This is a genomic window from Natronococcus sp. JC468 (assembly GCF_012163165.1).
Lineage (GTDB): Archaea > Halobacteriota > Halobacteria > Halobacteriales > Natrialbaceae > Natronococcus > Natronococcus jeotgali.
On record NZ_JAAVUO010000013.1, the window covers coordinates 24730 to 39415 of the forward strand.

The following is a 14686-nucleotide window of genomic DNA, read 5'->3' on the forward strand; positions in this document are numbered from 1 at the left end:
AACGGTTCGGCCCGGGCTCGATTTCGATCGATCAGGAGTCCGCGTCCGGCGCGATCTCGTCGCGAGCCGGACGCGGCGAGAGGTCGCCTGACTCGACCATCGAGACGAGCGGGTTATCGTCGATCGAGGGCGGCAGTTCGACGCGCTCGCGCCGGCGCACCGACTCGTAGCAGCCGAGAATGATCCCCATCGTCGCGAGCGCCCGCCGCGCGCTCAGTTGCGGTTCCGCGTCTGTCTCGAGCCCGCGAATAATGTCGTCGACCGCCGCTGGGATATCGGCCATCGGCTCGCCCGTGTCGATCTCGTCCCAGGTCGCGTCGTCGGACGCTCGAACTCGGAGCTGGGCGTCGCCGTCGGGATTGAGCTCGAGGACGCCGTCGGTACCCATCACCCGTACGTCGCAGTCGATGAATGGCTCCTCGTCCCCGGTGTCGATCACGGCGTCGGTCCCGTCCTCGTACTGCCAGCGCGCGAACGCCTGGTTCTCGTTGTGGACGCCGTAGCGGACGTTCTCCTCGCGGTAGTCGATCTGGCCTAGCACCCACGCCGCGGGGCGATCGTCGAGAATCGAGTTGCAGAGGTCGACGAGGTGGGTGCCGGCGTCGAAGAGGTTCTTCGTCGCGAGTTCGACGCGGGTGACCTCGCCGAGTTCGCCTGCCGCGACCAGCTCGGCGCCGCGCCGGCTCGGGGTCGCCACCCGTCGCTGGTGGTTGAACGTCAACTGGACGCCGCGGTCGGCACAGACCTCCGCCATGCGTCGGCTGTCCGCCATGGTGTCGGCCATCGGCTTCTCGCAGTGGATCGCGCGAACGCCATCCGCGTTCGCGCAGTCGGTCACGATGTCGGTGTGCGTCGGCACCGGCGTACAGACGCTGACGATATCAGGCTCGGCCTCCCGGAGCATCCGCTCGTAGTCGGTGTAGACGTTCGCCAGATCGATGCCGTTGCGCTCGGCGAACGCCGCCGCGTTCTCCTCGACGATGTCGGCGCAGGCGACGAGCGAGCACCGGTCGTCCCCGTTGTACGCGCTCGCGTGGTGGTACGCCATCGCCGCACTCTCGCCCCACACCGGGTTGTCCGGTTCCGGTCCCGTTCCGATGAACGCTATGCTGTAGTCTGACACGGTGCCTGTCTGATTGTGAACGTATCACTAAATAAATATCGGACCCCCCGTTCCGTCGCCGAAATCCGCCGGCGGCTCGAGCGACGACGTCAACTATAAGGGTCGATCGGAAGTGATAGAAGATGGCATGATCTCGTCCGGAGAAGACGCGACTGACCGCGCGAGGGAACTCCGCGATACGGCCGCCGCCGATCCCGAGCGGGTCCCGCTCGGGGACGTCGTCGAACTGCTCGTACTCGGCGATCCGGAGACGCGCCGACTCGCGATGGCATGTCTCGAGACCGCGCTCGAGGCCCGACCCGAAGCGACCGACGCCGCCGTCACCGCGTTCGAACGCCTGCTCGCGGACGACGACGCGCACGTCCGCCGCCGAGCGGCGCTTTCCGCCGGGGCGGCGATCCAGGGAACGGACGCGGCGTCGTTCGAAGGGCTCGTCCCGGCGCTCGAGCCGATCGGCGACGATCCCGCGGAACCGGGTCGCGACGCCGCGATCCGCGCGCTGGCCGCGATCGCGCTCGAGCGGCCCGAATCGGCGACCGGTGCGACCGATCCGCTGCTCGAGGTCTGTCACGCTCGCGTCGTTCCGGCGGAGCCGGCGGCCGACGCGTTGCCGGGAGCGCCGTCGCCCGTCGGCCCGGAGCGCGACCGTCGGTCGGCGACCCGCGTCCAGGCGGTGGCCGGACTCACACGGATCGCTGCCGAGCGGCCCGCGGTGCTGGTCGACGGCGCGGAGCGGGTCGCGGCCCTGCTCGAGGACGACCACCATCTCGTGCGGTCGGGGGCCTGCGAGGTGCTCGAGTCGCTCGCCGAGCGCGATCCGGCCGCGGTCGAGCCGTTCGTCCCGGCGTTGGTCGACCGCCTCGTCTCGGACACGGACCATCCCGTTCCGTGGCGCGCGGCGGACGCGCTCAACGCCGTCGGCGGCGCGTATCCCGAGCGCGTCGGGACGGCGCTCGAACCGGCCGTCGACGACGTCGGCGCGCTCCTCGAGAGGCGCGACCCCGGAATCCGGGGCGTCGGAATCGGCCTCCTCAACTACGTCGCGCAGGTCGATCCGGCGTCGGTCGAGGGGCTGCTCCCCTGCGTTCGCGAACTCCTCGCGAGCAATCACGCGCCGGTCCGGGCGAACGCGGCGCTGACGCTCGGACTGGCCGGGTGCGAGGGCGCGGTCGACGACCTCGAGTCGCTCGCGGCGGACGATCCCGACGGGGCGGTTCGGGACGCCGCGGCGCGGGCGCTCGATCGGCTCGAGGACGATCCCTCCCGCGCGGATCGCCCCATGGACAACCGTTAAGGCGGCCGTCTTCATTGCCACCACGTACCATATGCCTCCGCTCGAACTCGCGGTCGTTCCCCGACTGCGTCGAGTCGATCTGAACGACGAAACGGTTCGATTCGAGGGCCCGTTCACGGTCAGAACGGAAGACGAAGCGGCCGATTCAGTCGCGGCGCTGGCGTCGGAACTCCTCGAGCGCGAGACGAACGAACGGGTCGTCCGGTCGGCCGAGGACCCGGACGTTCGGCTGCGAATCGACGACGGCCCCTCGAGCCCGGTCGACGATCCGGAGGGATACGTCCTCGAGGCCGGCGACGGTGGCATCCTCGTCCACGCGCCGACGGTCGACGGGCTGCGCCACGGCTGTCAGACCGTCGTGAGCGGTCTCGAGCGCGACGCGGGCGCGTGGCGGTTCCCGGCCGGCGAGGTCCGCGACTGGCCCGAAACGCGGTGGCGCGGGTTCATGCTCGACCCGGCGCGCGGCTACCTCCCGCTCGAGCGCGTCAAACGACGGATCGACCAGGCCGCGCGGGCGAAGCTGAACCGGCTCCACCTCCACCTGCTCGACCACGAATCGTACGCCCTCGAGTCCGAGGCCTTTCCCGAACTCAACCGCGGCCCGGACGGCGAGGAGCGACCGGCCTACTCCCCCGACGAGATCGAGGAGCTGATCGCGTACGCCGGCCGTCGCGGGATCGATATTCTCCCCGAAATCGACACCCCGGGCCACGCAACGCACGTCCTCGAGACGTACCCGGAACTCCGGTGTACCGTCGCGGACGGCGACCCCAGCGACCGGACGCTGTGTCTGGGCACGCCCGAGACCGACGAGTTCGTCCGGACGCTGCTCGAGGAGGTGATCAAGCTGTTCCCCTTCGAGACGGTCCACGTCGGCGGCGACGAGTGGGCGATGGACTACTCGTGGGACGAGTGCTCGCGCTGCCGAGAGCGGATGGAGCGGGAGGGGTCGGAGACGGTCGCCGAGCACTTCTACGGGTTCGTCCGGCGGCTCCACGAGACACTCGAGGCCCGCGACCGCCGGCTGATGTGCTGGAACGACCAGATCGATATCTCGGCGTCGCCGGACCTCCCGCGGGACGCGCTGGTGCAGTTCTGGCGCGTCGCCGGGAAGGGACGCGGCCCCGTCGAGGGCTGTAGCCTCGAACGCTTCCTCGAGGAGGGTTTCGAGGTCGTAAACTCCTACGTCTACGCGGCCTACGTCAACGGCTGGATCTCGGAGGAGTACGTGCTCGGCTGGGACCCCCGGAGTCGGCCGTCCGTTCCGGACGACTGGGCCGAGGGGGTGATCGGCGGCGAACTCCTGGCGTGGGAGCCCGAGGCCGAGGAGACCCGTGAGTACTTCGAGCGCGCGCTTCCGTCGGCGATCCCCGTCTTCGCCGACCGGCTCTGGAACCCCAACTCGATCACGGACCGCCGGTCGTTCGCGACGGCGCTGACGCGGCACGCGCTCGGCCCGTTCGTCCCCGACGGCTTCGATGTCTACCGTGAACTCGGCGGAACGATCCTCCCGACGGAAGGCGAGAACGTTCCCTCACCGCCGGCCCACGCGCACCGCTCGCTCGGCGACCGGATCCCGCGCGAGGCCCGCGACGACTACGACGACGCGCTCGAGACGCTGCGCTCTCTCTCCGCAACGGGCGAGGCGGTGTATCCCGAGACGGCCGCGGCGTACGAAGAGTGTCTGGAGTGGCTCCTCGAGGTCGCAGATCGGGAGGCCCGCGGCGTGATCGACCGTCCGTAACGACCCGAACTTATAATCCGTCCTGCTGCTAGTATCGGACCGTTCAATGCGACAGTTCGACGAGAACGTCGACGGGTACTACGACGTAGAGAACCAGCTGCCGCGCTATCTCCGGCGGCTGGCCGAACTGCAACTCGAGCGCGGCGACGAGCGACGGGAGGCGATCGACTCGGTCGCGGCGGCCGAGGGCCACCGCGAACGGGTCCGCGAGGACTTCTTCGAGGCGCTCGGCGGCCTGCCCGACGAGCGGACGGACCTGAACGCGACGCGCACCGACCGCCTCGAGTACGACGGCTACGCGGTCGAGACGGTGATCTTCGAGAGCCTGCCCGGCTTCCACGTGACGACGAACGTCTACGTTCCCGACGGAGCGTCTGCCGATGACCCTCGCCCCGCAGTGTTGTTCGTCTGCGGTCACGCGGCCACCGCGAAGACGGCCGACGGTTACCAGCAGGGCTGTATCGACCTCGCGCGTAACGGGTTCGTCGTCCTCGCGATGGACCCCATCGGCCAGGGCGAGCGCCACCAGTTCTACGACCCCGAGACGGGCGCGATCCCGATCTCCGACGACTCGCGGAGCTACCCGCGGACGAACACGCTCGAGCACACCTACCTCGCCCGCCAGTGTATGTTCGCCGGGACGAACGTCGCGCGGTACTTCGTCTGGGACGGGATCCGCGCGATCGACTACCTCGAGGCCCGCCCCGAGGTCGACGCCGACCGCCTCGGCGTGACCGGCAACTCCGGAGGCGGAATGCAGACCAGCTACCTCATGCTGGCCGATGACCGGATCGCCGCCGCCGCGCCATGCTGTTTTATCACCTCGAAGGAGGCCTACATGCGGACCGGACAGGGCCAGGACGGCGAGCAGATCGTCCACCGCGCGATCGACCGCGGGCCGCGGTACGACGACTTCCTGCTGGCGTTCGCGCCGAAGCCGGTGATGATCGGAGCCGCGCAGTCCGATTTCCTCTGTATCGAGGGTGCCCACCAGTCCTACGAGCGCGCCTCGAGCGTGTACGATCTATACGACGCGGGCGACGCGCTCGAGTTGACGGTCGCCGACTCGACCCACGGCTTCGGCCCGGAGCTCCGGGAGGCGACGGTCAACTGGTTCCGGCGCCACCTGCTCGAGGAGCCGCTGACGTTCGAGACGGGCGATCCCGAGACCGAAGACCCGGAACGGCTCTGGTGCACCGGGGCCGGCGAGGTCAGGGACGCCTTCCCGGACGGGCGGACCGTCGTCGACCTCAACCGCGAGTACCTCGCGGAGACCGCTCCGGATGCCGGTACGGCGCCGACGATCGACGACGCGGACGCCTACGCCGACCGGTTGCGCGGCCGGCTCGTCGACCAGTTCGACCTCGAGCGCGACCGACCGGCCTTCCACCCGCGGACGATCGAGACCGAGCGCAACGGGGACGTGACGTGGGAGAAGGTGTTCTTTCTGAGCGAGCGGGAGATCGTCGTCACGGCGATCGTCGCGACCGCCGACGACGGCGGGCCCAAGGCGCCGCTCGTCCTCCTGCTCGAGGAGGGGACCGACGAGATCGAGGATCGCCGCGGGGAGGTCGCCGCGCTCGCGCGCGAACACGGGACCGTCGTCGTTACCGACCCCCGCGGCGTCGGCGGGGTGCAGGCGCGGAATGTGAACACGCGGCTCCAGAACGGCGGCGGGTATTACGACTACCACGGCACCGTCTACAAGCTCGCCTCCGACGCCCTGATGGTCGGCACGTCGCTGCTCGCGCTGCAGACGTTCGACGTCCTCCGCGCGGTCGAATACCTCTGCTCCCGGCTCGAGGACGAGGGTGGGATCGAGGACGACCCGGAACTCGCGATCGAAGGGCGCGGCCCCTGGAGCATTCACGCGCTGCTCGCGGCGGTCGTCGACCCGTCGATCCGGACGGTCTCGGCCGTCGACCCGTTTCCGTCGTTCCACGAGCAGGCGACGACCGCGGAGATTCCGGTCGACCACCGGCTGAACGTCCACGGGATCGTCGGCGAGTTCGACGTTCCGCAACTGCTGCCGGCCCTCGAGGACCGCGACGTCGACTGGGACGGCGACCTCTCGCGGTACCGCCACCCGTCGGTCGGCGAAACAGTTTAGCCCGCTCGCTCTCACGCGTTTCCCATGCAGATCGGACTCTGTACGATCTCGAACCGGGACGCGAGCGTCGACACCGTAATCTGCGAGGCCGGCGAGGCGGGCTACGACGGCGTCGAACTGTGGGGCGAGGACCACGTCGGCGACGGCGGCCCGGAGACGTGTCGATCGATCCGCGAAACGGCCCGTGAGGCGGGCGTCGAGATCCCCGTCTACGGCTCGTACCTGCGCATCGGTGCGCCCGACTTCGACGAGGCGATCGAGCGCGAATTCGAGATCGCCGATCGGCTGGACGCGGACCTGATTCGCGTCTGGGCCGGCAGCCAGGAGTACGGCGACTACGACGACGATCACTGGAACCAGGCGGTCGCGGACCTCGAGCGGACGAGTCGCCTCGCCGCTGACCGGGGGCTCGGCGTCACCGTCGAGAAGCACGCGAACACGCTCACGAACGACGGCGAGGGCGCCAGACGGCTGCTCGAGGCGGTCGACCGCGAGAACTGTCGGCTCAACTGGCAGCCCGCGTTCTCGATGGACCCCGACGCGCTGGTCGCGGAGGCCCGCGACCTCGCACCGCTGTCGAACAACGTCCACGTCCAGGCGGTCCCGGAGCGGGGTTCCCGCAACCGCTGCCCGCTCGAGGACGCCTTCTTCGACCTCGAGGAACTGCTCGGAATCTTCGCGAACGCCGGCTTCGACGGTTTCGTGAACGTCGAGTTCGTCGACGACGACCGTCCGTACGGGCAGGCGATCGAGGCCGACCTCGCGTTCCTTCGGCGGATCTCCTCGTAGGTTCCTCCCCCGCTCGAGCGCGACGCTGCCCGTCACCGGACCGCGAAACAGTGCGTCCCGAGCCGCCAGGGAGCGGGGCTACTCCCGCGACCAGGTCGACGTCAGCGGAATTCTGACGTCGTCGTTCTCCGCGACGATGTGCTCGTAGCCCCCGTCTTCGAGTTCGTCCGGATCCTCGAACTGCCGGACGAACGTTCGTTCGCCGACATCGACGGTCACCGTGTTCCCGTGGCCAACCTCCAGTTCTTCGATCGGATACGCGCCGTTGTCGGGCGCTCGCGGCCCCTCCATGATCGGAATCTCGGGGGCCGGCCGTCCCCGCCACGGGTTCGAGTCGTCGTTGTCGACGTAGACGAACCCCGCGTGTCGATCGAGTTCGCGTTGGTCGGTCGCGATTCGAAGCTCGAGTTCGTTCTCGAGGCTCATTCCGCGCGTAAAGTCCTCGATGAACCCTCGCACGTAGGCGGTCGATTCCTGGACGAGCGGCCCGTCGCCGACGGGAGCGAGGCGCGTCCCGTCGTGGACGTAGGCGTACTCGGGCTCGCCGTCCTTGGTCGAGTAGACGCCGAAGAATCCCTTGAACACGAACGTCTCGTCGACGGTGACCGAGTTCGATTTCCCGTCCGTGTGGACGACGTAGTCGGTGCGACCGCCCGCGAGTTCGATCTTGAGGGCGCGACCCTCGCCTCCGGTGACCGGGACGTCCTCGATCGAGTCGACGACGCGGTCGCCCTCGTAGTGCTCAATCACGGACGTGAACGTCGTCTCGAGGTTCGTCCCGCGTCGGTTGAGGAACGCGTAGCGCAGGCTATCCTCGGGGGCGGCGCTTTCCGAACTGTGGGGCGGGTAGCCGTCGGCGAGCTCGACATCGTCGAACTCGCCGAACGAGGTCAGGCGCAGGTGGACGCCCTCGTCGTCGTCGTCGCGCCGGCCGAAGTGGTCCCTTACGTCCCAGTCGACGACGACTTTCGAGTCGGGATCGTCGTCGCGCTCGACGGTATCGAAGTAGTTGAAACCGGCGCCGGACGAGGTCGGCGAGCGGGCCTGATCGTAGTCGTCGTCGGCGTACGGGACATCCGGTCCGGCGAGCGTGCCGCGGTTCTGGGCGGTCAACTCGAGTCCCTCGGTGGAGACGTCCGCCTCCGTCGTGTGGAAACCGAAGCGGTGGGAGTCGCCACCGTCCACGCGAAAGAGGTCGACGGCGTAGGAGTGCTCCTCGTCGACGGTGATCGTGGCGGTTGTCCGCCGGTACTCGTCGGTTTCCTCGTAGACGTGGGGCGCTTCGACGTCGACTAGGTTCACCCGCTCGTCGGTCCCGTCGAAGTGGCGCGGGACGCCGACCCAGTGGTGGTCCTGTCCGCGCTCGTCGACCACGACCGTGTTGTGGCTGATCGTGTTGTCCGTGAAGAACAGCCGCGGCGGGTGACTGCCGGTCGCCTCGGGGTAGCCGAGGTCGCGGGAGAGCTCCATCTCGTTGGCCGCGACGCCGATCTGTAACGCGTCCCGGTGGGCGTGGGTCGTTCCGCCGGCCCCGTTCCCGTTGCGGCCGTAGTACATCCAGACGGCGCGCTTGGCGTTCCCCAGTTCGTCGGCGTCGTCGCGCTGTTCCCGGTCGTCCTCGTCGAGCACCGTCAGGTAGTACAGCGCCATCTTGTAGCCGCCCGCGTCGTCGTTCTGGCCGACACACTCCCAGCGCATCTCGTTGGTGCCCGCCGGGAGGTCCAGCAGGTACGACACCGTCTCCCGCCCGCTTCCGTCGGCCATGAAGTCGACGGTGTCGACGTACTCGTCGTTGACGTACAGCTCGTAGACGCCATAGGTGTCGACGAACAGCGCCTCGAGCTCGATTTCGTACTCCGCGGCGTCCTCGACGTCAAACTCGAAGGTCCACCACTCGCCGGCCCCGTCGGCCTCGAACTGGATGGCCTCCTCGAAGCTGTCATCGATCGGTGCAGAGGCGTCGGCGAACAGCGTGGAGGTATCGTGGGTCTCGCCGATGGACCCGATCTCGTGGTTCTCGCCGTCGCGAAGCGCAGCGAAGCCGAAGCCGGCGAGGTTTTGGCTCGAGAGGTCGAGCGGCCCCTCGGCGTCGATGACCGCCTGAATCTCGTCGGCGATTCCCTCGGGTTCGGCGTCGTAGATCGACCCGCGGATGCCCGCCGTGGAGTAGCCGTTCGAGTAGTGCCAGAGCTTGGCGAAGATCGATCGGCCGGTGACCTCGTACCCCTCGGCCACCGCGGTCTGGCTCCACTCGGTCCCGGAGGGGTGGTGCGTGTCGCCGAGCGCGGGCGAGAACTCGTCGAGCAGGAGCAGGTCGCCGTTGATCTTGAGCGCGTTCTGGAACTTCGGGTGCCGGTAGAGGTCGGCGCCGTCGAACCCGTCGTACCCCTGGAGGTTCTCGGCCACCTGCCGGATCGACGACATCCGGATCCGGTTGTATCCCAGCGATCCCTCGTGCCAGTAGCCGTCGCGGTCGCACTCGTCGACGATCGGGGCGAGCACGTTCCCGCCGGTGGTGTACCAGTTCTCGGGCTCCTCGTCCCACTGGTCGCCGTCGAAGTACTCGTCACCGGGCTGGAACACCCACTCGAGTGCCTCCCGCGTGTAGCCGCCCTCACGGGTGTCGTCCTGGACGCGCGCGGAGATCGTGACCGCCGGCAGCTGTCCACGGCCCGGCGCGATATCCGATTCCTTCGCGGCCGGCAGCATCTCCTGGAGGTAGTTCTTCTCGATGTTCTCGCGGATCTTCCCGACCGAGTCTTTCGCCGACAGTCCGGGGTACTCGTCGGTCTTGGTCTCGAGGAAGTCGATCACCGCGTCCGCGACCTCGGGGTCGTCGAGCGCGGGGAAGAACGCGTCGTAAGCGACCAGTAGGTTGCGGGCGAGGTTCCCCTCCCAGTGAGAGCCGATGACACGACCGGTCTGGCGGCCGCCGGAGTTGTTCCAGAAGCCGTGCTCCCCGCGCTGGTAGTCCCAGGTCGACATCTCGGGATAGACGTCGGCGATCCGGTCGAGAACGACCAGACCGGCGGTCGCGTACTCGGGGTCCTCGGTGAGCAGGTACGCGTCGACCAGGGTGTCGACGAGCCGCCTGATTCCGCCGGGTCGCCACGTGAACCAGTGGTTGTAGTACGCCACGAAGTTCCAGCGGTTCCCTGCGCCGCCGCCGAGGTCGTCGTTCTCGTCGTGCCAGCCCCAGCCGTCATCGACGCCCCAGCCCTCGCCCATCTCGGGGTGTTCCTCGTTGACGAGCAGGCTGTCGTCGGCCAACTCGGGGTCGAACATCCCGCGGTCGTCGAGGCCACTCTCACGGTAGGCGCCGAAGTCGTTCGTCGGCACGACCAGGTTCCCCTCGCCGTGGGGGTTCTCGACCGTCGTCTCGATCTTCCACAACCGGTCCGTCCCGGATTGGCTGTGCCCGCCTAGGATCTGGCGCTCGAACGTCTCGCCGCCCCCGCGAGGGACGCCCTGAGACGTGACCAGACTCCAGAGACCGTCGAGGTCCGGCCCGTACTGCTCGAGGCGCGCGTCGGCCTGGCTGACTGCGTTGTCCCGCTCGCTCTCGGCCCAGTCGTAGCGGTCGATGTTCGCCTGGGCGTTCGATCGCATCTCCTCGGTCCACATCGTCGGCCGGGTCTTTCGGTGGTACCGATCGTCGTCCTCCGCCGCCGCCGCGTCGTCGGTCGAGAGCAAGCCGGCGAGCACGCCGGCACCGGTCGTCGCCAGCACCGATCGTCGCGACAGGTCGAACGCGTCGGCGTCGATTATCGAGCACAACTCCGCCTGGGACCAGGGGCTGTCGGCCTGGCCGTGCGTGTCTCGTGACATCAATGAACACATCGGTGAAACCGATAAAATAAGTTTCGGTACTGTATAGTATGGATAAAGTTCGCGGCCCGTCGAACCGATCCGGAGCGCGTCCCGACCGTGGCGTCGGCCCACGCTCGACGGCGGAACGTTTTTCCGGCCCGTTTTCGAACCGGTTCGGCATGACCGTTCGATCGCAGTCGGTGATTCGGCGTGCCTGACGAAGCGACCGTCTACGACGACCTCGAGGTCCCGACCGTCGTCAACGCGACCGGAACGAAGACCCGGATCAGCGGGTCACTGATGCGCGAGGAGGCCGCAGATGCGATGCGCGACGCCGCGCGGTCGTTCGTTCGCATCTCGGACCTCCAGCAGCGCGCTTCGGAACTCGTCGCCGAGGCGACCGGCGCCGACGCGGGCTACGTCACCAGCGGCGCGAGCGCCGCGCTGTCGATGGCCGCCGCGGCCTGTCTCGCCGGCGACGACCTCGAGGCGATGGCCCAACTTCCAGACACCGAGGGTCTGGCCGACGAGATCGTCATGCCGCGAACGCACCGGAACGGCTATGACCACGCCCTCCGCCTGCCCGGGGCGACGATCGTCGACGTCGGGACGAACGACTACCACCTCGGTACCGGCTCGGAGAACGTCGAGCTCTGGGAGATCGAGGCGGCGATCACGGAGGAGACGGCCGCCGTCGCCTACATGGAGAAACCCTACACGCAACCGCCCCTCGAGACGGTCTGCGAAATCGCCCACGACAACGACATCCCGGTGATCGTCGACGCGGCGGCGGAACTCCCACCGGTCGAAAACCTCTCGCGCTTTCTCAAGCAGGGCGCCGACCTCGTCGCCTACAGTGGCGGGAAGGCGATCCGCGGTCCACAGTCGACCGGTATCCTCGCCGGCAACGAGGAGCTGATCCGGTCGGTCGCCCGCCAGCACCTCGACATGCACGCGGCCAAGGCGGTATACGACCCGCCGGTCGAACTCGTCGCCGCCGACGAACTGCCCGGCGTCCCGCGCCAGGGGATCGGTCGCTCGATGAAGATCGGCAAGGAGGAGATCGTCGGCCTGATCCGTGCGCTCGAGCTGTTCATCGAGGAGGACCACGACGCTCGGCTCCTGGAGTGGCACGAGCGCGCGGAGCGGATCGAAGCGGGGTTGGCCGCCGTCACCGGCCTCGAAACTCGGTTCGAGGGCGGCGACAAGACGGACGCCGTTACGCAGGTCGTCGGGACCGTCGACCCCGATTACGCGGCGACCGACGCGACGGGGCTCGTCGGGTCGCTCCGGCGGGAGACCCCGCGTGTGTTCGTCGGCGCCGACCGACTGGACGACGATGAGTTCACGATCAACCCGATGTGTCTCACGGACGACGAGGCCGATTACGTCGTCGACCGGATCCGGGCAACGCTCTCGTAGGATGAGGAGACACTCGTTAGCACGATCCGCGCCACTGATGTGGCTATGGTCGTCGCGCGCCAAAAAGCCGTCCAAAATTGAATGACAAAATAACTAGTTCTTCGGGCTTTCCTCGATCCGCCCTTTGGAGTCCGTCTGCGTGTACTCGAGTTTTTGTCCATAGTCTCGAGACGCTTAATTCCGCTCAAGCGCGGATCCAGCGTCCGTCGTGGGCGCGATACCAGTTGTCGTTCTGTGTATCCCGGATAAGGGCGTTCGACGCTTCAGCGAATTCGGTACGGTCGTGCCACTCTCCGCCGTTAGACGGATCGCCGTCGTTCGTTCCCCGTCCGTTGCGGAGGACACGCGTAACCGAGCCAGTAGTGACAGGGTACCGCTCTCGCTCGCTCGTGTGTTCGTCTCTGAGAACGAGCGAATACAGTGCCATGTTGTAGTCGTTTGCGTCCCCGTTCTTTCCGATAACCTCGAATCGCATCGAGTTGGTTCCCGCTTGCAAATCGAGATCGTACGTGATGGTTTCGCGGCCGTCCCCGTCAGCGAAGAAATCGAGTGTGTCGACGTGCTCGCCGTTGATCTCCATATCATAGATTCCGTACGTCGATGGTCCGAACAGAGCGTCGAGATTGATTTCGAACTCGCCGGAGTCAGAAGCGTCAAATTCGAATTCCCACCAATCGCCGTCGCCGTCGGCGTTCAGCTGGATTGCTTCGGGGAAAGTATCATCGACTTCTGCTGACGCCTCAGCGAACAGGTCGCTCGTGTCGTAGTTGATGCCAGGGGGCCGGGATTGCCGTTGTGTGTTGTTCTCGAGACGAACGGTATCGACGCCGCCGTCGATGATCGGAGCGTTGTGAACCGTATTCTGTGCGATATCCATCATCCGAATATCGTTCTCAGCGTCTGCCCCGTCCACGAACGCCGTCCTGGCGTCTCCGTCGGGGTCAAAAATGTTGTTAAGCACCCGCACTTGCGAAACCTCGACGCCATCGACTAACTCGTTAGAGATGAACACGTCGTCGCGGCTGTAGCAATCCGAGACCGTGAGCGTCTCCACGCTCCCTTCGGGCGACCAGTCGTACCCGATCAGCCGCACCGCCGAGTCAAAGCCCGGCTGGTACCGTTCTCCGTACCGGCCTTGCTGGCCCCGGAGTTGAACGTTTTTGACTGAATCACGAATCGCGATTTGTTGGCAGTCCGTTCGGTTGTCTTGAAGTGCGGCATTCTCGAGTGGGCCGTCGACAATGAGCGAGACGATTCGGCATTCGTTGTCTTTGATTAACACATCCCGTAGTCCGCCGCCACCTACATGGACGGTAATAAACTCGTCCGTGATGCAGTTTCGAATAACGATGTCTTCGGGGTTGACAGATTCCTCCCGAACGTCCCAAGCGAACTGAATCCCAGTGCCCGGGATATCGTACGCTTCACAGCCGATCATCTTCCCGCCGGTGCGCGTCCCGCGGTTCGCGATTCCGTCGTATCCGACGCGACGAGCGACGCAGTTCCGCTGGACTCCGTGTTCGGAACTCGTGATATACGTGCCGAACTGACGGGTTCCGGCCTCGGAGCCGTAGTCGCGCATGACGTTCGTGACGGTGACTCCCTCCTGGCGCGGCGACTCGCAGTTGTGGAACCACACTGGCGCGTGACTGAACTGCTCCCACTCGAGGTTCTCGAACGAGACGTACCCGCCCTCGACAGCGACGTTCTCGTTACCGGTGTCGTGGTCGCGGTTCGTAATGAGTGCCCGGTACGTTCGGCTCGCAGTCTCGAGTTCGTCTAATTCGTGCTCGGTCGGCGGGACGAGCCGCACATTGTCGTCGATTTTTAGCGTGAAGTTATCGGGGATCCGGACGGTTGTCGTCGGTTCGAAGACACCCGCACCGTGAACGACGAGTTTGCGCTCGTCGTTCTCTGCAGCGGCGTCGATTTCGGCTTGGAGATCGGTATCCCACGTACTGGCATGGACGTGACGGACGTCGTTGACGACTCGTGCGTCAATCGAGCGTGTGATGATCGACTCGACGGGCGCTGTATCGCCCAAACGCGCGGCGGCGCCGTTCTGACCGCTGTGGTCGTGGTCTTCGGGAGCAAATGGTGGGCCGTTGCGTTCGTTACCGCTACTCTCGTCGCTTGGGGCTCCAAGCGCGTTACCCGTGAACAACACTCCCGCAGCACCGGCAGCGAGTACGCTTCGTCGCGGAAGTGGTAGTCGATGCCTCCAATCTGTACTCGCCTCTTCTGTCATCTTATTTCTCTCACACATTCCTAAATAAATTATATATCTACAAGCAATTAAATGCTTGGGTGGTTTCTACCACGTCTCTCTTAACGGGTCGCTTTTGCAGAACGCTTCAGGTGAACGCCAACTGATTGAACTGAGATTCGGGTGCC

At 66.7% G+C, this 14686-nt stretch carries 8 protein-coding genes; 5 read left to right on the forward strand and 3 right to left on the reverse strand.

Annotated features, from left to right (window positions below):
* Nucleotides 1-31: 31 nt before the first annotated feature.
* Nucleotides 32-1123 (reverse strand): Gfo/Idh/MocA family oxidoreductase, encoded by a 1092-nt coding sequence (locus tag GWG54_RS09780; protein ID WP_312854271.1) that lies wholly within the window; start codon nt 1121-1123, stop codon nt 32-34.
* A gap of 127 nt (nt 1124-1250) precedes the next feature.
* Between GWG54_RS09780 and GWG54_RS09785 the strand changes: the two genes are divergently transcribed.
* Genes GWG54_RS09785 through GWG54_RS09800 form a run of 4 tightly spaced genes read left to right on the forward strand, consistent with a single transcriptional unit; the run spans nt 1251 to nt 7060 of the window.
* Nucleotides 1251-2417, forward strand: a complete 1167-nt coding sequence (locus GWG54_RS09785; protein WP_167937588.1) for a HEAT repeat domain-containing protein — start codon at nt 1251-1253, stop codon at nt 2415-2417.
* A gap of 31 nt (nt 2418-2448) precedes the next feature.
* On the forward strand, nt 2449-4161 hold the full coding sequence (locus GWG54_RS09790; RefSeq protein ID WP_167937589.1) for a family 20 glycosylhydrolase: 1713 nt from the start codon (nt 2449-2451) through the stop codon (nt 4159-4161).
* A 46-nt stretch (nt 4162-4207) separates the two neighbouring features.
* On the forward strand, nt 4208-6271 hold the full coding sequence (locus tag GWG54_RS09795) for a S9 family peptidase (RefSeq protein ID WP_167937590.1): 2064 nt from the start codon (nt 4208-4210) through the stop codon (nt 6269-6271).
* Between the two features lie 24 nt (nt 6272-6295).
* Nucleotides 6296-7060 carry a sugar phosphate isomerase/epimerase gene (locus GWG54_RS09800; RefSeq protein ID WP_167937591.1) on the forward strand — a complete coding sequence of 255 codons (765 nt, stop codon included), beginning with the start codon at nt 6296-6298 and terminating at the stop codon, nt 7058-7060.
* Between the two features lie 78 nt (nt 7061-7138).
* Here the strand turns inward: GWG54_RS09800 and GWG54_RS09805 are convergent, their stop codons facing one another.
* On the reverse strand, nt 7139-10888 hold the full coding sequence (locus GWG54_RS09805) for a heparinase II/III family protein (RefSeq protein ID WP_245242775.1): 3750 nt from the start codon (nt 10886-10888) through the stop codon (nt 7139-7141).
* Between the two features lie 192 nt (nt 10889-11080).
* On the opposite strand from GWG54_RS09805, the gene GWG54_RS09810 reads away from it, so the two are divergent.
* Nucleotides 11081-12292, forward strand: coding sequence for an aminotransferase class V-fold PLP-dependent enzyme (locus GWG54_RS09810; protein ID WP_167937592.1), 1212 nt, complete (start codon nt 11081-11083; stop codon nt 12290-12292).
* A 184-nt stretch (nt 12293-12476) separates the two neighbouring features.
* Here the strand turns inward: GWG54_RS09810 and GWG54_RS09815 are convergent, their stop codons facing one another.
* Nucleotides 12477-14540: a hypothetical protein gene (locus GWG54_RS09815; RefSeq protein WP_167937593.1), complete on the reverse strand. Its 2064-nt coding sequence runs from the start codon at nt 14538-14540 to the stop codon at nt 12477-12479.
* Nucleotides 14541-14686: the final 146 nt, after the last annotated feature.

Bases quoted from the DNA above. Each gene is read 5' to 3' on its own strand.
- GWG54_RS09785 (WP_167937588.1), top strand. From the start codon at position 1,251: ATGATCTCGTCCGGAGAAGACGCGACTGACCGCGCGAGGGAACTCCGC.
- GWG54_RS09790 (WP_167937589.1), top strand. From the start codon at position 2,449: ATGCCTCCGCTCGAACTCGCGGTCGTTCCCCGACTGCGTCGAGTCGAT.
- GWG54_RS09795 (WP_167937590.1), top strand. From the start codon at position 4,208: ATGCGACAGTTCGACGAGAACGTCGACGGGTACTACGACGTAGAGAAC.
- GWG54_RS09800 (WP_167937591.1), top strand. From the start codon at position 6,296: ATGCAGATCGGACTCTGTACGATCTCGAACCGGGACGCGAGCGTCGAC.
- GWG54_RS09805 (WP_245242775.1), bottom strand. From the start codon at position 10,888: ATGTCACGAGACACGCACGGCCAGGCCGACAGCCCCTGGTCCCAGGCG.
- GWG54_RS09815 (WP_167937593.1), bottom strand. From the start codon at position 14,540: ATGACAGAAGAGGCGAGTACAGATTGGAGGCATCGACTACCACTTCCG.